General features: G+C 72.7%; 19 protein-coding genes. 6 read left to right on the top strand and 13 right to left on the bottom strand.

The genetic code is table 11. From position 1 onward, the window contains the following. The first annotated feature begins 13 nt into the window (after positions 1-13). From NF681_20525 to NF681_20515, 3 genes are all read left to right on the top strand, one after another. Complete coding sequence (locus NF681_20525; GenBank protein UST56367.1) at positions 14-976, top strand: hydroxymethylglutaryl-CoA lyase; 963 nt, start codon at positions 14-16, stop codon at positions 974-976. A gap of 182 nt (positions 977-1158) precedes the next feature. After that, a complete protein-coding gene (locus NF681_20520) occupies positions 1159-2256 on the top strand; it encodes a CoA transferase (GenBank protein ID UST56403.1) in 1098 nt (365 codons plus the stop codon). 35 nt (positions 2257-2291) lie between these two features. Continuing rightward, entirely contained in the window at positions 2292-3275 is a 984-nt protein-coding gene (locus NF681_20515; GenBank protein ID UST56366.1) for a tripartite tricarboxylate transporter substrate binding protein, read from the top strand. Between the two features lie 24 nt (positions 3276-3299). Here the strand turns inward: NF681_20515 and NF681_20510 are convergent, their stop codons facing one another. From NF681_20510 to NF681_20470, 9 genes are all read right to left on the bottom strand, one after another. Further along, the gene (locus NF681_20510) at positions 3300-4547 is read right to left on the bottom strand and encodes a LysR family transcriptional regulator (GenBank protein ID UST56365.1); all 1248 of its coding nucleotides are present in this window, start codon (positions 4545-4547) and stop codon (positions 3300-3302) included. 28 nt (positions 4548-4575) lie between these two features. Then, positions 4576-5283: a substrate-binding domain-containing protein gene (locus NF681_20505; GenBank protein ID UST56364.1), complete on the bottom strand. Its 708-nt coding sequence runs from the start codon at positions 5281-5283 to the stop codon at positions 4576-4578. Next, complete coding sequence (locus NF681_20500; GenBank protein UST56363.1) at positions 5280-6194, bottom strand: metal-dependent hydrolase; 915 nt, start codon at positions 6192-6194, stop codon at positions 5280-5282. Before NF681_20500 ends, NF681_20505 begins: the two co-directional genes overlap by 4 nt. A gap of 67 nt (positions 6195-6261) precedes the next feature. Further along, positions 6262-7602 (bottom strand): gallate dioxygenase, encoded by a 1341-nt coding sequence (locus NF681_20495; GenBank protein UST56362.1) that lies wholly within the window; start codon positions 7600-7602, stop codon positions 6262-6264. A gap of 44 nt (positions 7603-7646) precedes the next feature. Beyond that, a complete protein-coding gene (locus NF681_20490; protein ID UST56361.1) occupies positions 7647-8672 on the bottom strand; it encodes a tripartite tricarboxylate transporter substrate binding protein in 1026 nt (341 codons plus the stop codon). Positions 8673-8858: 186 nt separating this feature from the next. Then, positions 8859-9887 carry an amidohydrolase gene (locus NF681_20485; protein ID UST56360.1) on the bottom strand — a complete coding sequence of 343 codons (1029 nt, stop codon included), beginning with the start codon at positions 9885-9887 and terminating at the stop codon, positions 8859-8861. A gap of 166 nt (positions 9888-10053) precedes the next feature. Next, positions 10054-10308 carry a hypothetical protein gene (locus NF681_20480; protein UST56359.1) on the bottom strand — a complete coding sequence of 85 codons (255 nt, stop codon included), beginning with the start codon at positions 10306-10308 and terminating at the stop codon, positions 10054-10056. Between the two features lie 71 nt (positions 10309-10379). Then, entirely contained in the window at positions 10380-11816 is a 1437-nt protein-coding gene (locus NF681_20475; GenBank protein UST56358.1) for a sigma-54 dependent transcriptional regulator, read from the bottom strand. Between the two features lies 1 nt (position 11817). Further along, a complete protein-coding gene (locus tag NF681_20470; GenBank protein ID UST56357.1) occupies positions 11818-12120 on the bottom strand; it encodes a hypothetical protein in 303 nt (100 codons plus the stop codon). Between the two features lie 186 nt (positions 12121-12306). On the opposite strand from NF681_20470, the gene rpoN reads away from it, so the two are divergent. Together rpoN and NF681_20460 are read left to right on the top strand one after the other, a co-directional pair. Then, positions 12307-13716 (top strand): RNA polymerase factor sigma-54, encoded by a 1410-nt coding sequence (gene rpoN, locus NF681_20465; GenBank protein ID UST56356.1) that lies wholly within the window; start codon positions 12307-12309, stop codon positions 13714-13716. A gap of 48 nt (positions 13717-13764) precedes the next feature. Then, positions 13765-14187: a BLUF domain-containing protein gene (locus tag NF681_20460; protein ID UST56355.1), complete on the top strand. Its 423-nt coding sequence runs from the start codon at positions 13765-13767 to the stop codon at positions 14185-14187. Between the two features lie 24 nt (positions 14188-14211). Here the strand turns inward: NF681_20460 and NF681_20455 are convergent, their stop codons facing one another. Continuing rightward, positions 14212-14634 carry a Cd(II)/Pb(II)-responsive transcriptional regulator gene (locus NF681_20455; protein ID UST56354.1) on the bottom strand — a complete coding sequence of 141 codons (423 nt, stop codon included), beginning with the start codon at positions 14632-14634 and terminating at the stop codon, positions 14212-14214. A gap of 364 nt (positions 14635-14998) precedes the next feature. Here NF681_20455 and NF681_20450 point away from each other — a divergent pair, with 364 nt between their 5' ends. Then, a complete protein-coding gene (locus NF681_20450) occupies positions 14999-17092 on the top strand; it encodes a heavy metal translocating P-type ATPase (protein UST56402.1) in 2094 nt (697 codons plus the stop codon). Positions 17093-17120: 28 nt separating this feature from the next. On the opposite strand, the gene NF681_20445 is transcribed toward NF681_20450, so the two are convergent. The 3 genes from NF681_20445 to NF681_20435 all read right to left on the bottom strand — a co-directional run bounded on the left by NF681_20445 (position 17121) and on the right by NF681_20435 (position 22496). Then, positions 17121-18440 (bottom strand): heavy metal sensor histidine kinase, encoded by a 1320-nt coding sequence (locus NF681_20445; protein UST56353.1) that lies wholly within the window; start codon positions 18438-18440, stop codon positions 17121-17123. Further along, positions 18437-19120 carry a heavy metal response regulator transcription factor gene (locus NF681_20440; protein ID UST56352.1) on the bottom strand — a complete coding sequence of 228 codons (684 nt, stop codon included), beginning with the start codon at positions 19118-19120 and terminating at the stop codon, positions 18437-18439. The genes NF681_20445 and NF681_20440 overlap by 4 nt, the downstream gene beginning before the upstream one ends. A gap of 109 nt (positions 19121-19229) precedes the next feature. After that, a complete protein-coding gene (locus NF681_20435; protein UST56351.1) occupies positions 19230-22496 on the bottom strand; it encodes a CusA/CzcA family heavy metal efflux RND transporter in 3267 nt (1088 codons plus the stop codon). Between the last annotated feature and the right edge of the window lie 9 nt (positions 22497-22505).

Raw genomic sequence — 22505 nt, 5'->3', positions numbered from 1 at the left:
GGAGACATCCCCCATGACGAGATTCCCCGCCCGCGCCGTGGTGCGCGAGGTCGGCCTGCGCGACGGGCTGCAGAGCATCCAGCAAGTGCTGCCCACGGCACGCAAGCTGGAATGGATCGCCGAGGCCCACGCCGCCGGCCAGCGCGAGATCGAGGTCGGCTCCTTCGTGCCGGCGCGCCTGCTGCCGCAGCTGGCCGACACCGCCGAGCTGGTCGCCTTCGCCAGGACGTTGCCGGGCCTGCAGGTGTCGGTGCTGGTGCCCAACCTGAGAGGTGCCGAGCAAGCCATCGCGCACGGCGCCGACCTGATGCTCGTTCCGCTGTCGGCCAGCCACGCCCACAGCCTGGCCAACCTGCGCAAGACGCCGGACGACGTCGTCGCCGAAGTCGCCAGGATGCGCGCGGCGCGCGACGCGGCCGGCTCGAGGATCGTCATCGAGGGCGGCATCGGCACCGCCTTCGGCTGCACGCTCCAGGGCGAGGTCGAGCAGGCCGAAGTGCTGCGCTGCATGCAGGCGCTGCTCGACGCCGGGGCCGACCGCGTGAGCATCGCCGACACGGTGGGCCAGGCCAATCCGGCCGCCGTCCACGACCTGTTCTCCCAGGCCCGCGCCATCGCCGGCGACCGCTTCTGCTGCGGCCACTTCCACGACACGCGCGGCATGGCGCTGGCCAACGTCTGCGCGGCGCTGGAGACCGGCGTGACGCGCTTCGACGCCACGCTCGCGGGCATCGGCGGCTGCCCGCACGCCCCGGGCGCCAGCGGCAACGCGTCGAGCGAGGACCTGGCCTACATGCTGGCCGACATGGGGATCGACACCGGCATCGACATCGAGGCCCTGCTCGCGCTGCGCGCCAAGGTCGCCGGCTGGCTCCAGGGCGAGACCCTGCGCGGCGCGCTGTGGCAGGCCGGCGTGCCCGCGACGTTCGCGCGCCGTGGCACCCGTGCGGCCAGCGCCGACGCCGCCGCTGCCTGAACGCCCGCCCGCCCGCCCACCCGCCCACCCGCCCACCCGCCCACCGCCCGGACCCCGACGACGAGACCGCCCGCATGACCACCACCGACGCCACCCCACCCGCCACCGCCCACGCCGCAGCGGCTTCCACCGCCGCCCCGCCCCTGCCGCTGGCCGGCCTGCGGGTGCTCGAGTTCACCCACATGGTCATGGGCCCGACCTGCGGGATGATCCTGGCCGACCTCGGCGCCGAGGTCATCAAGGTCGAGCCGCCCGGCGGCGACAGGACCCGCAACCTGCCCGGGCTGGGCATCGGCTTCTTCCGCTCCTTCAACCGCAACAAGAAGAGCGTCGTCATCGACATCGCCACCGAGGCGGGCCGCGCCACCGCCGCCGAACTGGCCGGCGCATGCGACGTGGTGCTGGAGAACTTCCGCCCCGGGCTGATGGCCGGCTTCGGCCTGGATTACGCGACGCTGTCGAAGAAGTACCCGAAGCTCATCTATGCGACGCACAAGGGCTTCCTGCCCGGCCCCTACGAGCACCGGCTGGCGCTCGACGAGGTGGTGCAGATGATGGGCGGGCTGTCCTACATGACCGGGCCGATCGGGCGGCCGCTGCGCGCGGGCACCTCGGTCAACGACATCATGGGCGGCATGTTCGGCGCCATCGGCGTGCTCGCCGCCCTGCGCGAACGCGAGCGCACCGGCCGGGGCCAGGAGGTGCAGAGCGCGCTGTTCGAGAACTGCGTCTTCCTGTCGTCGCAGCACATGCAGCAGTACCTCATGACCGGCGAGCCGCCGCCGCCGATGCCCTCGCGCGTGTCGGCCTGGAGCGTCTACGACGTCTTCACGCTCGACGAGGGCGCGCAGCAGCTGTTCATCGGCGCGGTCAGCGACAAGCAGTTCGCCACCCTGTGCCGCGTGCTGGAGCGCCCCGACCTGCTCGAGCAGCCCGGCTTCGGCGACAACGCCTCGCGCGTGGCGGTGCGCCCGCAGCTGCTGGCCCAGCTCGGCGAGATCCTGCTGCACCACCGCGTGGCCGAGCTGGCGCCGAAGCTGGAGGCCGCCGGCATCCCCTACGCGCCGATCGTGCGGCCCGACCAGCTGGTGGAGGACCCGCACCTGATCGCCAGCGGCGGCCTGGTGCCGATGCGGACCGAGGACGGCGGCATGACCGAGGTGGTGCTGCTGCCGCTGACCATGGGCGGCCAGCGCCCCGGCGTGCGCCGCCCCCTTGCCGGCATCGGCGAGCACACGGAGGAAGTGCTCGCCGGTCTGGAGCGCCACCCTTCCGCCTGAGAGACGGCTTTCCAGAACTCCCGGAGACGAACGACATGACTTTTTCCCTGAACCGTCGCCAAGGCGTCGCGGCCGCGCTCGCTTCCCTCGCGCTGTGCTGCGTCACCCCCGTGAACGCCCAGTACCCGGACAAGCCCTTGCGCGTCATCCTGCCCGTCGGTGCGGGTTCGGGCGTCGACACCATCATCCGGGCCGCCGCGCCCTCGCTGACCAAGGCGCTCGGTGGTCAGGCGGTGGTGATCGAGAACCTGCCCGGCGCGGGCGGCATCACCGGCAGCTCGGTGCTGGCGCGGGCGCCGGCCGACGGCCTGACCATCGGCGTGGTCTCCAACAACCACGTCGTCAACCCGAGCGTCTTCAAAAAGATGCCCTTCGACGCGATCAACGACTTCACGCCGATCTCGGTGGTCGGCGCCACGCCCTTCGTGCTCGTCGTCAATCCGAAAGTGCCCGCGAGGAACGCGAAGGAACTGCAGGCGCTGCTCAGGGCCAGGCCCGACGGCTACAACTACGCCTCCTCGGGCAACGGCACGATCATCCACCTGGCCGGTGCGATGTTCCTCGACGCCGCCGGCGTGCAGGCGCGGCACATCCCGTACAAGGGCGTCGGCCCGATGGTGGCGGACCTCCTGGGCGGTCAGGTCGAGATGGGCGTGGTGTCGGTGCCCGCCGCGCAGGGCGCACTCAAGGCCGGCCAGCTGCGCGCCATCGGCGTGATGGGCAAGTCCCGCGTCGCGTCGCTGCCGGACGTCCCGACGATCGCCGAGCAGGGCTTCCCCGAGGTCGACATCGCCGGCTGGTTCGCCGTCGTCGGCCCGCCCAGGCTGCCGGCCGCGACCGTCAGGCGCATGCACGACGCCGTGGTCGCCGCCTTCGACATGCCCGAGACCAGGGAGGCGATGGCCAGGCAGGACAACGTCGTCCAGCCGATGTCGCCCGAGGCCTCGCTGCAGTTCTTCAAGACCGAGCAGGCGCGCTACGTCAGGCTGGTGAAACAGGCCGGCGTGGAAGCGGAATAGGCGCCGGCGGGCGTCGCCCGCGCGCTAGGCGGCGCAAAACGGGGGCCGCGCCGCCACCGCCCGGACCTCCGCCATCAGGGCCCGCGCCCCGGGCGACGCACAGGCGCCCAGGCGCTGGGTCAGCCCGATCTGGCGCCGCGTGCCGTCCAGCGGGAAATCCAGCACCGCCAGGCTGCCATCGGCGATCTCGTGGTCCAGCTGGTGGGCCGACAGCGCGGTGAGCATGTCGCTCTCCATCAGCAGCCCGCGCAGGATGGCGAGGTCGCCGGTCTCCACGGCCGGCACCGGCGGCGCCTCGCGCGCCGCGCGGAAGCAGCGTTCGAGCAGTTCGCGCGAGGGCGAGCCCTGGCGCGACAGCACCCAGCGCGCCCGGTGCAGGGCGTCGAAGTCGATGCGGCCGGCCCGCGCGAGCGGATGGCCGGCGCGCGCGATGACGGCGATGCGGTCCTCGAACAGCGGCTCCTGGCGCAGGTCGGCCGCCTCCTCGGCGCCGCGCAGCGCCCCCAGGATGAAATCGACGTCGCCGCCGCGCAGCGACGCCGCCAGCGCGTCGTACGGGCTCTCGACCGTGACCACGTGCAGGCCGGGATGCCGAGCGATCAGCGCCGCGATGGCCAGCGGCAGGATCCGCGTGCGGCCCAGCGGCAGCGCGCCGACCGTCACGCTGCCCTGCAGCATCCCCTCGCTGGCGGCGATGTCCGCCGCGATGCTGCGCAGTTCGGCCAGCACGCGCCGGAAGGACAGGGCGACGGCCTCGCCCGCTGGCGTGGGCGCGAGCCGGCCGGCGCGGCGGTCGAACAGCGCCAGGCCCAGGCCGGCCTCGAGGCTCTTGAGGGCGCCGCTCACGGCCGGCTGGGTGATGCCGAACGCGTGCGCCACCGCCGGCATGTTGCGCAGGTCGACCAGGCTGGCGATCACCGCCAGGCGGCGCCCGTTGGGAAGCGCGTCGAAGGGGGAGCGCGCGCCGGCCGCCGAGCGGACGCCGCGCGCGGCCAGCTGGGCCCGGCCGCGTTCGAATTCGGCCTCGACGCGCAGCGCCCTCAGCCGCACCAGTTCGCCGTACGGGTTGAGCGTCACGCCCCGCGCCTGGCGGTCGAACAGCGGCCGGCCGAGGCCGGCCTCGAGCGCCGCGATCGCGCGGGTCACGCCCGAAGGCACGCGGAACAGCGCATCGGCCGCACCGGTGATGCTGCCCGCGGCGGCCACCGCCGTCAGCGCGCGCAGGTGGCGCAGGTTGATGCCGAGGCCGGCCTCCGGCCGGGCGGTGTTCACGTGGCGTGCTCCGACGCGAGGGCCGTGCTCAGGCCGGCGCCAGGCCGTGGCGGCGCTTGGCGTCGGCGGCGGCGGGCGAGGCCAGGAAGCCGAGCAGGTCGCGCACGGCCGCAGGCGATGCCGCGCCGCCGGTCGCGGGCGCGGCCGCGAACACGGTCTGGATCTGCACGTCCGGCGGCAACGGCCCGACGAGACGGACGCCGTCGACGCCGGTCAGCTCGCCGAGCTGCTGGAAGCCCAGATCGACCTCGCCGCGCGCCACCAGCGCGGCCACCGGCACGCCCGGCGGCGCCTGCACGAGGCGCTCGCGCAGGGCTTCGGCCAGGCCCCAGCGCTCGAACAGCGCCATCAGCGCGACGCCGCTGGGACCGGTCGAATACCCGATGCGCGCCGCGGCGCGCACCGCCTCGCGCAGCGCCGCGCCGCTGGCGATGTCGGGCAGCGGGGACGCGGCGCCCACCGCGACCCCGACGCCCGAGCGCGCCAGGTCGATGCGGCCCGGCGCGTCGGCGCGGCCGGCGGCCACCAGCCGGTCGATGGCCTCGGCCGCCAGCGCCACGACGTCGAACGGCTCGCCCGCCAGCACGCGGCGCGCGGCCGCCACGCCGCCGACGGCCAGGAACGAGACCGGCACGCCCGAGCGTGCCGCGTGCGCGGCCGACAGTTCGTCGAGCAGCCCGCGCGTCGCCATCGAGCAGAGGCCCCGAATCGGCGCGGGGTCGCCGGGCGGCGTCATGGCCCGAACACCGCCCGGCCGCCCGGCTGCAGCGCCAGAACCCGCGTGCCCGTGGCCGGACCGAGCGCGCGGACGAACTGGTCGGGCGTGCCTTTGGCCAGCGGGTTGGCGCCGTAGTGCATCGGGATCACGAACGCCGGCTTGAGCCATTCGCGCGTGGCGAAGGCCGCATCGGCCGGGTCCATCGTGAAATGCCCGCCGATGGGCATCAGCACCAGGTCGGGCCGGTAGTGCTCGGCGATGAACTTCATGTCCGTGAACAGGCCCGTGTCGCCCATGTGGTAGATGCGGAAGCCGTTCTCCAGCTCGATGACGTAGCCCACCGGTTCGCCGCCCGGATGGACGGCCTCCCGGCCGGTGGCCGGGTCCTTCCACACCACCACCGAGGAGTGCTCGGCGCGCACCGCCGTCACCCGGATGCCCGGCGCCGGGCTGATGGTGCCGCCCTTGCCGAAGCGCGGCGCCAGCGCGACCGGCAGGATGCCCAGCACGCCGACGGTCTGGTTCATGTCCGCCGGCGCGTGCATCGGCACCTGGTGCAGCTGCGCGAGCGCGGGTGCGTCGGCGAAGTGGTCCAGGTGGCCGTGGGTGACCAGCAGCACGTCGACCTTGCCCAGGGCCTCCAGGCTCTTGTAGGCCGGCGGCGTCGTCGGGTTCTGCCGCAGCCACGGATCGATCACGATGACCTTGCCGCCCGGCGTCGCGATGCGGAAGGCGGCCTGGCCGAGCCACAGCACGTCCGTGCGGCCGGCGACGGGCGCCGGCTGCGCGGCACCGGGCGCGGCCACGACGACGGGGGTGGCGGCCCGGGGCGGCGCGGTGGCGCAGCCGGCGACGAGGCCGCCCGCGAGCAGGCACGCCGCGAGCGAGCGCGCCAGGCGTGGGGTGGGAGTGTTCCTGGGGAGCGTCATGATCGGTCTTTCGTCGGCCCGTCGGACGGGCCGCGTGAGGGGAAGGAAGGAAAGGCGGCGCCGGGCGTCAGCGCGGGATCGCCGCCGGGGTCTCCGGCGTCGCGGGCGCGGCCGGCGCGTCCGCCGCCGTGTCCCAGGCCGGCGGGGCGGCGTCCCGGCCGGCGACCGAGTACAGCGCGCCGGGCGCGTTGCGGGTCTGCTGGAACTGTTCCAGCGTCTCGCCGCGCATGGCCGCGTAGATGTGCAGGTTGGACACGCCGAGCACCGCGCCCAGCTTCTCCAGCATGAAGAAGATGACGCCGTGGTGGATCAGCCCACGCCAGTCGCGCCGGCGCACCAGGTCGCGCTCCGCCTGGGTCAGGCCAGCCGCTTCGAACGCAGCCTCTTGGTCACTCGCGAAGGCGGCGCGGTGGGCCGGCTCGGTCATGCCATGCAAGAACTTGTTGAGCCGGTAAGCCCGCACGCTGGTCTCCAGCGAGAACGGGTGGGTGCCCGCCAGCGCCTCGATGCCGGCGAGCTGTTCGTCGACGTGGCGCCGGTGGCGCGTCGCCTCGCCGGCGACCGGCGCGCTGGCCAGGTTCTCGTAGACGACGGTGGCGATGCCGGTCATCGAGGGCAGGTAGTAGCTCTGGTGCAGCTTCTTCACGTTCGACGACAGCGCGCCGCGCATGACCAGCCACATGACGACCTCGGCGCCCTCCATGCCGCCGAGCGTGGCCAGCTCGGCCTGCGTCATCTCGGTGAGGCGCACCGGGTCGTTCTCGATCAGGTCGAGGAACCGCGCGTCCCAGGCCGGGTTGTTGAAGCCCGCGCGCTCGCCGTGGACCTGGTGCGACAGGCCGCCGGTGGCGACGATGGCCACCGCCAGGTCCTCCGGGTAGCTGTCGATGGCGCGCCGCAGCGCCCGGCCGAGGCGCCAGCAGCGCCGCGCCGAGGGCACCGGCGACTGCAGCACGCCGATCTGCAGCGGCACCACCGGCATCGGCCAGCCCGGCTCGTGCGGGCACAGCAACGACATCGGCGAGAACACGCCGTGGTCGAGCGCGCGGTCCTGGAAGAACGACAGGTCGAACTCGTCGGCCACCAGCGAGCGCCCGATATGCCGCGCCAGCGCCGGGTGGCCGGCGAGCGCGGGCAGGTCGCGCGCGCCGCCGCCCTCGTCGGCCACGCGGTGCTCCTCGCCCACGCCCAGCGAGAACGCCGCGTAGTGGTCGAAGAAGAACGAACTGACGTGGTCGTTGTAGATGAAGAAGAGCACGTCGGGCTTCTTCTCGGCCAGCCAGCGCTGGACCGGCGCGAACGCCTCGAAGATGGGCGCCCACACCGGGTCCTGCTGCTTGTGGCGGTCGAACGCGAAGCCGATGGTGGGCGTGTGGGAGCAGGCGACGGCGCCGATGATGCGAGCCATTGGGGTCTTCTTCCTTCTGCTGGCGGCGGGTCCCGGGCGTCCGCTCAGTCGAGCGACACCTTGGCCTTCTTGATGACGTCGCCCTGGCGGGCCGACTCCGAGCGGATGAACTGGTCGAACTGCACGCGCGTGACCGGGAAGGGTTCGTAGCCGAAGGCGGCGAACTTGGCCTTGAAGTCGTCGTCGGCCAGCGCCTTCTCGACGTCGCGGCGGATCTTGTCGGTCACCGCCGCCGGCAGGCCCGGGGGCGCGGCCAGCGTGGTCCAGCCGATGACCTCGAAGCCGGCCGGCCCGCCCGACTCGGCCACCGTGGGCACGTCCGGGAACGCCGGGTGGCGCACCGGGGCGGCCACGGCCAGGTAGCGCAGCCGGCCCGCGCGCTGCATGGCGCCCGCGCTGCCCAGCGTGCCGAGCGCGAAGGACAGCTCGTTGGTCGCCACGGCCGTGTAGAGCTGCGAGGTCTCCTTGTAGACCACGTGCGACATGGTCGTGCCGGTCATCGACTCGAACAGCGCCGAGCCCAGGTGCACCGGGTTGCCGATCGACCAGGAACCGTAGTTCAGCTTGCCAGGGTTGGCCTTGGCGTCGGCCACGATCTCGCCGACGGACCGGTACTTGCTGTCGGTGCCCACGGTGAAGAAGAAGTTGGTGCGGAACAGCGGGTCGATCTGCTCGAAGTCCTTGACCGGGTCGTAGGGCAGCTTCATGAACAGCGACGGGTAGGCCGTCAGGTGGACGTTGTCGAGCTGGATCAGGTCGTACCCGTCCTTGTTGCCGCGCTTGAAGGCGTCGATGGCGATGAAGCCGTTGCCGCCGGGGCGGTTCTCCACCGTCACGGGCTGGCCCCAGGCGCGGCTCAGCTTGTCGGCCAGCAGGCGCACCACGCCCTCGGGCCCGCCCCCGACCGGGAACGGCGTGATGATGCGCACCGGGCGGCTGGGGAAGTCCTGGGCGGCGGCCGTGGTCGGCAGCAGCGCGAAAGCGGCGCAGACGCCCGCGGCGGCGGCCAGGGCCGCGAGGCGGCGGCGCGTGGCGCGGGAGGCGGTGCGGGGGGTCGGGATGTCTCTCATCTTGTCGGTCTCCGGGGGTGCGGGTTGCGTGCGTTGGAATGGCCGCGCGTCAGTCGAAGCGGCGCGGGCCGGCTCGGGCCAGTGGCTCCCGCATAGCGTACAGGTCCGGCCCCCGTCCGCCAGCGGCGAAACGCGCACGCCTGCCGGTCCCGTCGGCCTCGCGGCGGGGTGAAGGCGCGGTCATGCTCAGCGCCCCCGGGCCTTCAGGGCACGGTCCAGGCGCGGATAGACGCGCCTCGCATTGCCCTCGAAGACCTGGTGACGGGTGCGCGCGTCGAGCCGCGGCGTGGCGTCGACGTAGCGGCGCGTGTCGTCGAAATGGTGGCCGGTCTGCGGGTCGATGCCGCGCACGGCGCCGATCATCTCGCTGGCGAACAGGATGTTCTCCACCGGGATGACCTGGGTCAGCAGGTCGATGCCGGGCTGGTGGTAGACGCAGGTGTCGAAGAAGATGTTCTTCAGCAGGTGGTCCTCCAGCAGCGGCTTCTTCAGCGCCTGGGCCAGGCCCCGGAAGCGCCCCCAGTGGTAGGGCACCGCGCCGCCGCCGTGCGGGATCACGAAGCGCAACGTCGGGAAGTCGGTGAACAGGTCGGCGCTCAGGCACTGCATGAAGGCGGTGGTGTCGGCGTTCAGGTAGTGCGCGCCGGTGGTGTGGAAGCAGGCGTTGCAGCTCGTGCTCACGTGCACCATGGCCGGGATGTCGTGCTCGACCATCTTCTCGTAGAGCGGGTACCAGTGGCGGTCCGACAGCGGCGGGCCGGTCCAGTGGCCGCCGGAGGGATCGGGGTTGAGGTTGATGCCGACGAAGCCGTACTCGGTCACGCAACGCTCCAGCTCCGGGATGCAGGTGGCCGGGTCGACGCCCGGGGACTGCGGCAGCATCGCCGCGCCGATGAAGTGGTCGGGGAAGAGGCCGGCGACGCGCGCGCACAGCTCGTTGCAGATCGCCGCCCAGGTCGAGGAGACCTCGAAGTCCCCCACGTGATGGGCCATGAAGCTCGCGCGCGGGCTGAAGATGGTGAGGTCGCTGCCGCGTTCCCGCATGAGGCGCAACTGGTTGTGCTCGATGGACTCGCGCAGTTCGTCGTCGGAGATCTTCAGCTCGGCGACCCGGGGCCTGGAGGCGGGGTCGGCGATGCCGGCGATCTGACGGTCGCGCCAGGTCTCCAGGGCCTCGGGGGCGGTCGTGTAATGGCCGTGGCAGTCGATGATCATGGAGGGGCTCGCGGTCGGGACGGGGATGGCGACGGTGGTCCCGAGTGTGGTTGCGATCCCGCGCGCGCGGCCTGACTTCGGCTTCGAGCGCGTTCACGTTTCCTTATCGGGACTTCCCCCGTCCCCGCGCTCCCGCCGCCGGTGGCGGGACGCGCGACGCGCGCCTTCAGTGCGTGCTCGACACGCCCGGATCGGCGCCGCTGCGCTGCAGCAGCCGGCGTCCCTCGGGCGTGATGGCCAGCACCCGGATGACGCGCGCCGCGCGGTCGGGACCGCCGTCCACGCCCGCCGGCACCCGAAGCGTCAGCCCGGCGATCAGGCCGGCGGCCATCAGCACGCGCAACTCGTCGATCTCGTCGTCGTCGTTCGCGTTGAAGGGGAGATCGAGCCCCGCGAGCTGCCTGAGTTTTTCGATGGACATGGCGTTTCCTCTCGATGTCCGGTTTGTCTCCGAGGGCAGGCAATCGGCATTCCGGCGGCGCCCGCGCGCGCTCAACCGCCGTATTCCTTGAGCCGGTTGTACAGGGTCTTCATGCTGATGCCCAGGGTGGCGGCGGTGCGCTCCTTGTGGCGCTCGCAGTGGGCGAAGGTGGCCAGGATGAGCTGGCGCTCGGCATCGGCCAGGCGCGTGCCCAGGGCGATGCTCAGGGTGGGGGCGCCGGGCTCGGGGGCGCGGCGCGTGGTGGGCGCCTCGGCGTGCGCGGCCGGCGCGGGGACGAAGGCGGTCCCGGCGGTGGCGGTGGCGGCGGCGGCGTTGGCGGTGGGGACGGCGGCGGGCTGGGGCAGCCACTCCTCGTCGACCCGGTCCCCCGCGCTCATCACCCAGGCGCGCTGCACGACGTTGCGCAGCTCGCGCACGTTGCCCGGCCAGGCGTGGGCGCTCAGGCGCGCGAGCGCCGCGGGCGTGAAGGCCTTGTCCTGGCCCTCGCGCGCGCTGATGTCCGCCAGCAGGCTGCGCGCGATCAGCGCGACGTCCTCGCCGCGCTCGCGCAGCGCCGGCAGCGCGATGGGGAACACGTTGAGCCGGTAGAGCAGGTCCTCGCGCAGGCGCCCGCGCGCCACCGCCTCCAGCGCGTCCCGGTTGGTCGCCGCGATGATGCGCACGTCGGTCTGGCGCAGCTCGGTGGAGCCCACGCGCATGAACGTGCCCGTCTCCAGCACCCGCAGCAGCTTCACCTGCAGCTCCAGGGGCATCTCCGTGACCTCGTCGAGGAACAGCGTGCCGCCGTGGGCGCGCTCGAAGAAGCCCTGGTGCTGGCGCTCCGCGCCGGTGAAGCTGCCCTTCTCGTGGCCGAAGATCTCGCTCTCCACCAGGTGCGGCGACAGCGCCCCGCAGTTGACCGCCAGGAACGCCATGTCGCGCCGCCGGCTGAGCTCGTGGACCGCGCGCGCGACCAGCTCCTTGCCCGTGCCGCTCTCCCCGTGGATGAACACCGTCACGGCCGTGCCCGCCACGCGCGAGATCTGGCGGTAGACGCGCTGCATCGCCTCGGACGCCCCGATGAGCTCGCCGAAGCGCCCCGTCTCGCGCCACTGCTCGGTGATCTGCGCGAGCTCCTCGCGCAGGCGCGAGGGCCGGCTCAGCCGCGAGAGCAGCCCGCGCAGGTGCACCGGGTTGACCGGCTTGACCAGGTAGTCGGCCGCCCCCATGCGCAGCGCCTGCACCGAGGTCTCCACGCTCGCCTGGCCCGTGATGAGGATCACCTCCGTGTCCGCGAGCAGGCCCTGCTCGCTCGCGAGCAGGTCGAAGCCGCTGCCGTCGGGCAGGTGCAGGTCCAGCAGCAGCAGGTCGGGCGACTGCAGCGCGAGCAGGCGCCGCGCCGCGTGCAGCGAGTGCGCGCTCGTCACGCTGTGGTGCTCCCGCCCGATGAGCGTGGTGAGCGTGCGCGCGGCGTCCTCGTCGTCCTCCACCACCATCACGTGCCCCACCTCAGCGACCCTCCCGCTGCGCCACGCCCGCCGGCGACAGGCCCTGCGCGTACTCCCGCAGCGACTGCGTCAGCGCGTGCAGCCGCGCGATCTGGCGTTCCAGCACGGCGATCGACTCCGCGTGGCTGACCGAGGCGGGCGCCTCGTCGCGCAGCAGATCGACCGCCGCGGCCATGGTGCCCAGGGGCGTGCGCAGGTCGTGGTCGAACTGCCTCAGAAAGGCGATGAGCGAAGCGTCGCACGCGGTCGCAACCGGGGGCGCGCCAAGGGGGCCGGCCGGCCGTGGCGTGGTGAAAGTCGACATGACGGGAAGTTTGCAGCCGCCCGAAAGTTCTGTCCCGGCGTAGTCGGCGGCAATATTTGCCGCAAATGTTGCGGATCGACGCGCGGCCACTTCAAGGCACCCTGTTCCTGAATACTTTGGTATCGGTTTCGTCGAGGCACGGTCGTTGCGGTGCACGAGGGGCCGCCCTCGCGGCGGAGCCCGTCCATGAACGCCGTCAGTCTGCAGTCCCGCCTCGCCCCCACCGTCGGCTTCTCGCCGCGCCTGCAGCAGGCCGTGCGCCTGCTGCAGCTGTCCACCCTCGACTACGCCCGGGCGCTGCGGGAAGCCGCGCTGGACAACCCGTTCCTCGATGTCGAGGCGCCCGAACTGGCGCCGCCGCCGGCACCGGGCGCCGAGCGGGACGCCGCGGCACGGGAGGACGGCGGGGCCGAGATCGACGGGGTCCGCGGGCTCGACCGGCAGGCCGGCGAGGGGCGCGCGGACGCGCTCCAGCAGGCGCCGGTGCGCACGAGCCTGGCGACCCACCTGCGCTCGCAGCTGTGCGGCCTGCGGCGCGAACGCTGCGCGCGCCTGCTGGCCGAGCTGGTGATCGAGGCGCTGGACGACGACGGCTACCTGCGCGTGTCGCTGGAGGACCTCGCCGCCGCCCTGGACGCGGACGGCATGGGGACGGACATCGGCCTCGGCGCGGGCGCGGACGTGATGGCCGCGCTGCGAGCGGCGCTGCGGGACGTCCAGGGCCTGGACCCGCTGGGCGTGGCCGCGCGCGACGTGGCCGAGTGCCTGTCGCTGCAGCTGCGCGAGGTGCGCGAGGCGCGCGTGCGCGAGCTCGCCCTGCGCATCGCCGCCCACCACCTCGAGCTCCTCGCCACGCGCCGCCTGCCACGCCTGGCCGCCCAGCTCGGCGCGAGCGAGGCCGACACCCGCGCGGCCGTCGACGCCATCCTCGCCCTCGACCCCCGCCCCGGCGCGCGCTTCAACGACACCCTCACCCAGGCCATCGTGCCCGACGTCATCGTGCGCAAGGTCGCCGGCGCCTGGAAGACCGCCCTCAACGACCGCGCCCTGCCCCGCGTGCGACTGCACCAGTCCTACGCCGCGCTCTTCGAGCGCCACCGCGCCCAGGGCGACCTCGCCATGAAGGACTGCCTCGAGCGCGCCCGCTGGACCGTGAACAACGCCGCCCAGCGCGTCTCCACCATCCACGCCATCGCCTCGGCCATCGTCGCGCGCCAGCGCCTGTTCCTGGAGTACGGCCACCTCGCCATGAAGCCCCTGGGCCTGCGCGAGGTCGCCGACGCCGTGGGCGTGCACCCCTCCACCGTCTCGCGCGCGGTCCACCACAAATACCTCGCCACCCCCCACGGCGTCTTCGAGCTCCACCACTTCTTCTCCCGCGGCATGGCCCACCGCAGCGGCGGCGCCAGCGCCCCTGCCGCACTCCAGGCCCTCATCCGCGAGCTCATCGAGGCCGAGCGGCCCCACACCCCCCTGAGCGACGCCGCCCTCGCGCGCGAACTCGCCCAGCAGGGCTTCCTCATCGCCCGGCGAACCGTCACCAAGTACCGCCAGGGCCTCAACATCGAGCCGGTCGAGCGCCGCCGGTGCGCCTGAGCGGCGCGCGGGTTGGCGCTTCGCCGCAAAGGCCGCCAGATTGCCACCATGGTCTACCGTCTCATCTATGCCAGTCGTGCGTGCGTGTCGACCGAGGAGGACCTTCCGGGCATCCTCGAATGGTCCCGGGCCCACAACCCGGGGCTGGGCATCACCGGCGTGCTGTGCCTGCTCGACGGCACCTACATCGAGCACCTCGAAGGCGAGGAAGCCACCATCCGGGCCCTCTTCGAGCACATCCGCCGCGACGTCCGCCACCGCGACGTGACGGTGCTCGACCAGCGCACGGTCGCGCGCCGCGCCTATCCCGACTGGTCCCTGGCGCTGCGGGTCTGGGACGACCGGACGAAGGCGATCTTCCGCAGCTTCTCGCCGGGGCAGAACCTGAACCTCTACGCCAGCGACCCGAGCACCTCGGCGCCGCTGGTGAAGGCCCTGACGCGTTCGGAGGACTGGCTGTTCCAGCCCTGACGGCCCGACCCTCGCGGCCCCGGCTCAGGGATGGCAGACGCACGCCTCGCCGTGCGCGGCGACGAGGAGTTCGCCCAGGATGCCGCACTCGCTCGTCGGGTGGTGGTCGGAACACTTCCCGCGCAGCAGGGTCAGCTGCTTCTCCAGGGCCTTCAGGCTCGCGATGCGGGCGCGCACGCGCTCGATCTGCCGGTCGACCAGCTCGTTGACGTCGCCGCAGTCCTCGCCCGGCAGCGTCGCGAGGTCCAGCAGGCGCCGGATGTCGGCCATGGACATGTCCAGCGCGCGGCAGTGGCGCACGAACGCCAAGCTCTCCAGGTGCCGGGGGCCGTAGCTGCGATAGCCGTTGGGCAGGCGGTCGGGCAGGTCCATCAGGCCCGAACGCTCGTAGAACCGGATCGTGCCCACCTCCACGCCCGTGGCCTTGCTCAGATCGCCGATCTTCATTCCATCTCCCTGTCAGCTGCGCGGACACCCATCCTAGCGACTTGACCCTGCAGCGGGTGCAGGGTGTCGAATCCTCCCCAGAAAGCGAACGACACCCATGGCCAAACTCACGCACGACCCCGCCACCGCATGCTGCACGGGGGCGTCGCCGGCGCCCGCCGCGCCGGCGGACCGACCGGCGCGGCCCGGCCCCATCAGCGGCCCGGACGCCTACGCGGCGGCCCCGGCGATCGCCGCGACGCCATCGACCCGCCACGGCGCCGGCACCGGCGACGCCGCCGCGTGCTGCGCGCCGCCCTCCCTCGCGGACGGCCGGGCCGCCGCGCGGGACGCCGTCGCGCCCAACACCTTCCGCATCGCCAGCATGGACTGCGCGGTGGAGGAGTCGGAGATCCGCCGCGTGGCCGAACCCATCGACGGCGTGCGCGGCCTGCACTTCCGCCTGGCCCAGCGGCACCTGCGCATCGATGGCACCGACGCGGCGGTGGAAGCCGCGCTGGCGGCCATCCGCAAGGCCGGCTTCACGCCGGTGCCGGTGCCCGTGGCCGACGCGACGGGGGTCGCCGAGGCGCACGGGCACGACCCCGCCGACGGTCCCGGCCCCGTGCGGCTGGCCGCCGCGCTGGGCCTGGCGATCGTGGCCGAGGGCCTGTCCTACCTCGCACCCGACACGCTCGCGTGGCAGGGCGTGGGCATGGCGGTCGCCGCCGTGGCGATCGCGCTGGCCGGCATGGCGACCTACGCCAAGGGCATGGTCGCGCTGCGCCACGGCAAGCTCAACATCAACGCGCTGATGTCGGTCGCCGTCACCGGCGCCTTCGTCATCGGCCAGTGGCCCGAGGCGGCGATGGTCATGGCGCTGTACGCGATCGCCGAACTGATCGAGGCGCGGGCGGTCGAGCGGGCCCGCAACGCCATCAAGGGCCTGGTCGACCTCGCGCCCGACCAGGCCGACGTGCGGCAGCCCGACGGCGGCTGGCGGCGGACGCGGGCGGCGGACATCCCGCTGGACGCCATCGCCCGGGTCCGGCCGGGCGAACGCGTCGCGCTCGACGGCCGGGTGACCCGGGGCCACGGCAGCATCGACCAGTCGCCGGTCACCGGCGAGAGCATCCCGGTCGACAAGGCGCCGGGCGACCCGGTGTTCGCCGGCACCATCAACCAGGACGGCGAACTGGAATTCCGCGTGACCGCCGGCGCGAGCGATTCGACCCTGGCGCGGATCATCCACGCGGTGGAGGAAGCGCAGGGCACCCGGGCGCCCACGCAGCGTTTCGTCGACCGCTTCGCCGCGATCTACACGCCGGCCGTGTTCGTGCTGGCGCTGGCGGTGGCGGTGCTGCCGCCGCTGCTGCTGGACTGGGCCTGGATGGCCTCGGTCTACAAGGCGCTCGTGCTGCTGGTGATCGCGTGCCCGTGCGCGCTGGTGATCTCGACCCCGGTCACGGTGGTCAGCGGCCTGGCCGCCGCCGCGCGGCGCGGCATCCTGATCAAGGGCGGCACTTACCTGGAAGCCGCGCGGAACCTGAAGGCGATCGCGCTGGACAAGACCGGCACCCTGACCGAGGGCAAGCCCCGGCTGGTGGCGTTCGCGCCGTCGGACGAAGCGACCCGCGCCGGGACGGACCGCCGGGCCCGCAGCCTGGCCGCGCGCTCGGACCACCCGGTCTCCCGGGCCATCGCGGCCGGCCTCGCGGGCGAGGTGCTCGACGTCGACGGATTCCGGGCCCTCCCGGGACGCGGCGTGGAAGGGGTCGTCGAGGGCCGGCGCCTGGTGCTGGGCAACCACCGCCTGATCGCCGAACGCGGCCAGTCCGGCCCCGCGCTGGAGGCCGCGCTCGCCGCCCACGAGGCGCGCGGCCACACGGTCACCCTGCTGGCCGACGACGACGGCGTCCTGGGCACCTTCGCCGTGGCCGACACCCTCAAGGCCAGCTCGGTCGAGGCGGTGGCCCGGCTGCGGCGCCTGGGCCTCGTCCCGGTGATGCTCACCGGCGACAACCTCGCCACGGCACGCGCCATCGGCCGCGAGGCCGGCATCGACGAGGTGCGCGGCGGGCTGCTGCCCGAGGACAAGCTGGCGGCGATCCTGGCGCTGCGCGAGCGCCACGGCGCCACCGCCATGACGGGCGACGGCATCAACGACGCCCCGGCGCTGGCCCGCGCCGACATCGGCTTCGCCATGGGCGGCGCCGGCACCGACACGGCCATGGAAGCCGCCGACGTGGTGATCATGAACGACGACCTCGGCCGCATCGCCGAGACCGTCCACCTGAGCCGCCGCACGCACGCGGTGCTGATGCAGAACATCACGCTGGCCCTGGGCATCAAGGCGGTGTTCTTCGTGCTGGCGGTGTTCGGGAGCGCCACCATGTGGATGGCCGTCTTCGCCGACATGGGCGCCAGCCTGCTGGTGGTGGGCAACGGGCTGCGGCTGCTGCGCCGGACCGGGGCCTGATCGCCGGCGCCCGGACGCCCGGCCCCGGTCAGCGCACCGAGAACGACACCTCGGTGCGGCCGTCGGCCGAGCGCGCCGAGGTCTCCCCGCCGTGCATGCGCGCGATGGCCGCGACGATGGCGAGCCCCAGGCCGTGGTGGGCCGACGACCGCGCGCGGGACCGTTCGGCGCGGAAAAAGCGCTTGAAGAGGTGGGGCAACGCGTCCGGGGGCAGCGCGACGCCGCGATTGGCCACCCGCAGCCAGGTCGCTTCCGGCCCGGCCTGGATGCCGATCTCTACGGTCGTCCCGGGCGTCGCGTAGCGGATCGCGTTGCCCAGCAGGTTGGACAGGGCCCGGCGCACCAGCGACACGTCGATGCGTGCCATCGCGTCGCCACGCACCCGCACCCGCAGGTCCGCCTGCTCCAGTTCGGCTTCGTGGAACTCCGCCACCGCCGACGCCTGCGCGGCCAGGCTGACCGGGGCGGATCGCCGGGCCGTCGCGCCGCGGTCGGCCTTCGACAGGAAGAGCATGTCGGCGACGATGGCCGACAGGCGCCGCGTCTCCTCCAGGTTAGAGATCAGCGCGTCGCGCAGCGCCTCGGGGGACCTCGGCCGGGCGAGTTCGACCTCGACCTCCGCGATCATGTTGGCCAGCGGCGTGCGCAGTTCGTGCGCCACGTCGGCGTTGAAGGCCTCGAGTTGCCGGTAGGCCTGCTCGGCGCGTTCCAGCAGGGCGTTGAACTGGTCGATCCAGGGCACGAGTTCCAGGGCGTACGTGTCCGCGTCGATGCGGCGGTCCGCGAACTCGGGGCCGGTGGCCGCCATCTGGGCGGCGAGTCGCTGCAGCGGCTTCAGGCCACGCCGCACCAGCAGCACGCCCGTCAGCGACACCAGCATCGCGCCCAGCACGGCCACGCCCAGGAGGGTCAGGCCCAGGCGGCGCAGGAGCGCCTCGTCCTCGCGCACGTCCACGCCCAGCCACAGCGTCGCATCGGCGCCGAGTCCGGGCACGTCCTCGAGGTCGATCGGCGTCCAGCGCCACCGGGTCGACGGGTCCTCCGTCCGGGATGCGTAGAGCGTGCGCGCGCCGTCCCGCAGGACGACGGCGATGTCGTCGTGCGTGCGCAGGAAATCGTCCAGGCGGGGCGCGAGCGCGGGTGGCGCCGGATCGCCGCCGGATCGCGCCAGCAGGCGCACGACGCGCTCGGCATGGCGCTCGGACTCGCCACGCTGCTTGAGCTGGAAGTTCCAGGCCGTGAGGGCGTAGACGACGGCGCAGAGGGCGCTCAGACCGACGAGCGTCTGCAGGGCGAACCAGCGCGAGAGCGACGCCTGGATCGACGGCGGGGCCGACCCCGCCGTCACGGGCCGGGCTCCGCCCGGCGCTCCAGCACGTAGCCCATGCCGCGCACCGTGTGGAGCAGCCGGTCCGGGAACGGGTCGTCGATCTTGGCGCGCAGGCGCCGGATCGCGACCTCGACCACGTTGGTCTCGCTGTCGAAGTTCATCTCCCACACCTGCTCGGCCAGCAGCGTGCGCGACAGGATCTGGCCCTGGCGGCGCAGCAGCAGCATCAGGAGCGCGAACTCCTTGGCCGTCAGGTCCAGGCGCTGCCCGGCGCGCGTGGCCCGGCGGGTCGTCATGTCGAGCGTCAGGTCACCCAGGGCGTAGCGGGTGACCTCGCGCAACTCGCCGCGCCGCAGCAGGGCCTGCAGCCGCGCCAGCAGTTCGGAAAACGCGAAGGGCTTGGAGAGGTAGTCGTCGGCGCCGCTCTGCAGGCCGCGCACCCGGTCGGCCACCTCGTCGCGCGCGGTCAGCATGAGCACCGGCATCGTCCGGGCCTTGCGCACCGCCGCCAGGACGGCGAAGCCGTCGATGCCGGGCAGCATCACGTCCAGCACCAGCGCGTCGTAGGCGCCCTCCAGCGCCATGGTCAGGCCTTCCGTGCCGGTGCGCGCGAGGTCGACGGTGAAGCCGCTCTCGCTCAGGCCCTTGCGCAGGTAGTCGCCCAGCTTGGGCTCGTCCTCGACGACGAGGATCCTCATGGCGCGATGGCGCCGGACGATCGGCAGGAGGCGGAAGGCATGGGGTCGGGCTCGCGCGGTGGGGCTGCGGCGAGCGTACGCGCGTCGCGCGTCCGTGGCCGTCGCCGGGTCATCGCCGCATCGCGCGTGGCGCTCCGTGCCGGGATCGGGCGGGATGCCCGCCCTCGGGCGGGACCGGCGCGACGTCCGCCTCGCGCCGGTGCGCGAAGCGGTAGAGCACCGGCAGCACCAGCAGCGTCAGGGCGGTCGAGGACAGGATGCCGCCGATGACCACGGTGGCCAGCGGGCGCTGGACCTCCGCGCCGGTGCCCGTGGCGATGGCCATCGGCACGAAGCCGAGCGAGGCCACCAGCGCCGTCATGAGCACCGGCCGCAGGCGCGTCAGCGCGCCCTCGCGGATGGCCTGGTCCAGCGTGGCGCCGCCCTCGCGCAGGTGGCGCACGAAGGCGATCATCACCAGGCCGTTGAGGACCGCCACGCCCGACAGGGCGATGAAGCCGACGGCCGCCGTGATCGACAGCGGGATGTCGCGCAGCCACAGCGCCAGGATGCCGCCGGTGAGCGCGAACGGGATGCCGGTGAAGACGATCAGGCCGTCCTTCAGGTTGCCGAACATCGCGAACAGCAGCACGAACACCAGCCCCAGCGACACCGGCACCACGACCTGCAGGCGCTGCGTGGCCGACTGCAGGTTCTGGTACTGGCCGCCCCAGGTGGTCCAGTAGCCGGTGGGCACCTTCACCTGCCGGTCCAGCGCTGCCTGCGCTTCGGTGACGAACGAGCCCAGGTCGCGCCCGCGCACGTTGGCACTCACGACGATGCGCCGCTTGCCTTCTTCGCGGCTGACCTGGTTGGGGCCCGGCGCGAGCGACAGCGTGGCGACCTCGGACAGCGGAATGAAGCGCACCCGGTTGCCGCCACCGCCAGCGCCCTCGGCCGGCGCGACGCCGGCGACGGCGCCCGTGCCCGGGGAGGTGCCCGCGGCCGCGGCCGGCAGCGCGATCGGCAGGCGCTGGATGGCCTCCAGGTCGCCGCGCAGGCGCTCGGGCAGGCGCACCACGATGTCGAAGCGCCGGTCGCCCTCGAACAGCGTGCCCGCTTCCCGCCCGCCGACGGCCGTGGCGATGGTGTTCTGCACGTCGGCCATGTTCAGGCCGTAGCGGGTCGTTTTCTCGCGGTCGATGTTCACGGTCAGCATCGGCAGGCCGGTGGTCTGCTCGACGTTGACCTCGGAGGCACCGTCGATGGACTTCAGCACCCCTTCGATCTCGCGCGCCGTCTCGTGGAGGACGTCCATGTCGTCGCCGAACACCTTCACGGCCACGTCCGCCCGCACGCCGGAGACCAGTTCGTTGAAGCGCAGCTGGATCGGCTGGGAGAACTCGTAGGCGTTGCCCGGGATCCTTCCGACCTCGGCCTGGACGGCTTCCATCAATTCCCGGCGCGTCCGCCGGGGTTCGGGCCATTCGCCTTCGGGGTGGAGCATCACGTAGGCGTCGGAGATGTTCGGCGGCATCGGGTCGGAGGCGATCTCGGCCGTGCCGGTGCGGGCGAAGACGCGCTTGATCTCCGGGAACCTGGCCTTCAGCGTGCGTTCGAGCTGCTGCTGCATGGCCACGGACTGGGTCAGGCTGGTGCCGGGGATGCGCAATGCCTGCACGGCGAAGTCGCCCTCGTTCAGGCTGGGGATGAACTCGCTGCCCAGGCGCATGGCGAGCAGGCCCGAGAGCACGACCGCGATGACGGCGACGGTGGCGACCACGGCCTTGGCGCCCAGGGCGCGTTCGAGCAACGGCTCGTAGCCCTTCTTGGCCCACCGCATCAGCCGGTTCTCTTTTTCTGCCACCTTGTCACCGATGAACAGTGCCACGGCCGCCGGGATGAACGTGATCGACAGGATCATGGCGCCCAGGAGGGCGATCACCACCGTCATCGCCATCGGGTGGAACATCTTTCCCTCCACGCCGGCCAGCGCGAAGATCGGCAGGTAGACGACCATGATGATCAACTGCCCGAACAGCAGCGGGCGGCGCGCTTCCTGCGACGCGGCGAAGACCTCGTCGAAACGCTCCCCGAGCGTCAGCGGCCGACCACGACGGGCCTGCGCGTGCGCGAGCCGCCGCACGCAGTTCTCCACGATCACGACCGCGCCGTCCACGATGATCCCGAAGTCCAGCGCGCCCAGGCTCATCAGGTTCGCGCTCACCTTCTGGTTGACCATGCCGGTGAAGGTGAAGAGCATCGACAGCGGGATCACCAGGGCGGTGACGAATGCCGCACGCAGGTTCCCGAGGAACAGGAACAGCACCACGATCACGAGCACCGCGCCCTCGAGCAGGTTCTTCTTCACCGTGGCGATGGCCTTGTCCACCAGCACCGTGCGGTCGTACACCGTGATGGCCTCCACCCCGGCGGGCAGCGTGCGGTTGATCTCCGCCATCCGCCGGTCCACGGCCTGCGAGACGACGCGGCTGTTCTCCCCGATGAGCATGAACACCGTGCCCAGCACCACCTCGCGGCCGTTGTCGGTGGCCGCGCCGGTGCGCAGTTCCTGCCCGATGCCCACGGTGGCGACGTCGCGCACCCGCACCGGCGTGCCGCCGCTGTTCGACAGGATCACGCCGCGCAGGTCCTCCATGCCGCGGACCTGCCCGGGCGCGCGGATCAGGTACTGCTCGCCGCGCCGCTCGATGTAGCCGGCGCCGACGTTGGCGTTGTTGAGTTCCAGCGCCTTCACGACATCGGCCAGCGAGAGCCCGTAGGCCGAGAGTTTCTCGGGATCGGGCGCCACCAGGTACTGCTTCTCGTACCCACCGATCGAGTTGATCTCGGTCACGCCGGGGACGTTGCGCAGCTGCGGCTTGATGATCCAGTCCTGGATCTCGCGCAGGTCGGTCGAGGTGTACGGGGTTCCATCAGGCTTTTTGGCGCCGTCCTTGGCCTCCACCGTCCACAGGTAGATTTCCCCCAGGCCGGTGGAAATCGGCCCGGCCATGGGCTCGATGCCCGCAGGCAAAGCCGCCTTGGCCGACTGCAGGCGTTCGTTGACCAACTGCCGCGCGAAATAGACGTCCGTGCCGTCTTTAAAAACCACCGTCACCTGTGACAGCCCATAGCGCGAGAGCGAGCGCGTCTGCAGCAGGCCGGGCAGGCCCGACATCGCGGTCTCGATCGGAAACGTAACCCGCTGCTCCGTCTCCAAAGGGGAGTAGCCGGGTGCGCCGGTGTTGATCTGCACCTGCACGTTGGTGATGTCGGGCACGGCGTCGATGGGCAGCTTCTGGTAGCTGTAGATCCCCAAGGCGGCCATGGCGAAGACAGACAGCATGACCAGCCAGCGCTGATCGATGGCAAAGCGAATGATGCGTTCGAACATGCGTGCTTC

This window comes from Comamonadaceae bacterium OTU4NAUVB1 (genome assembly GCA_024372625.1).
Lineage (GTDB): Bacteria > Pseudomonadota > Gammaproteobacteria > Burkholderiales > Burkholderiaceae_C > Variovorax.
Note: the sequence above shows the minus strand (reverse complement) of the source record. Positions and strands in the feature narration are given on the sequence as shown.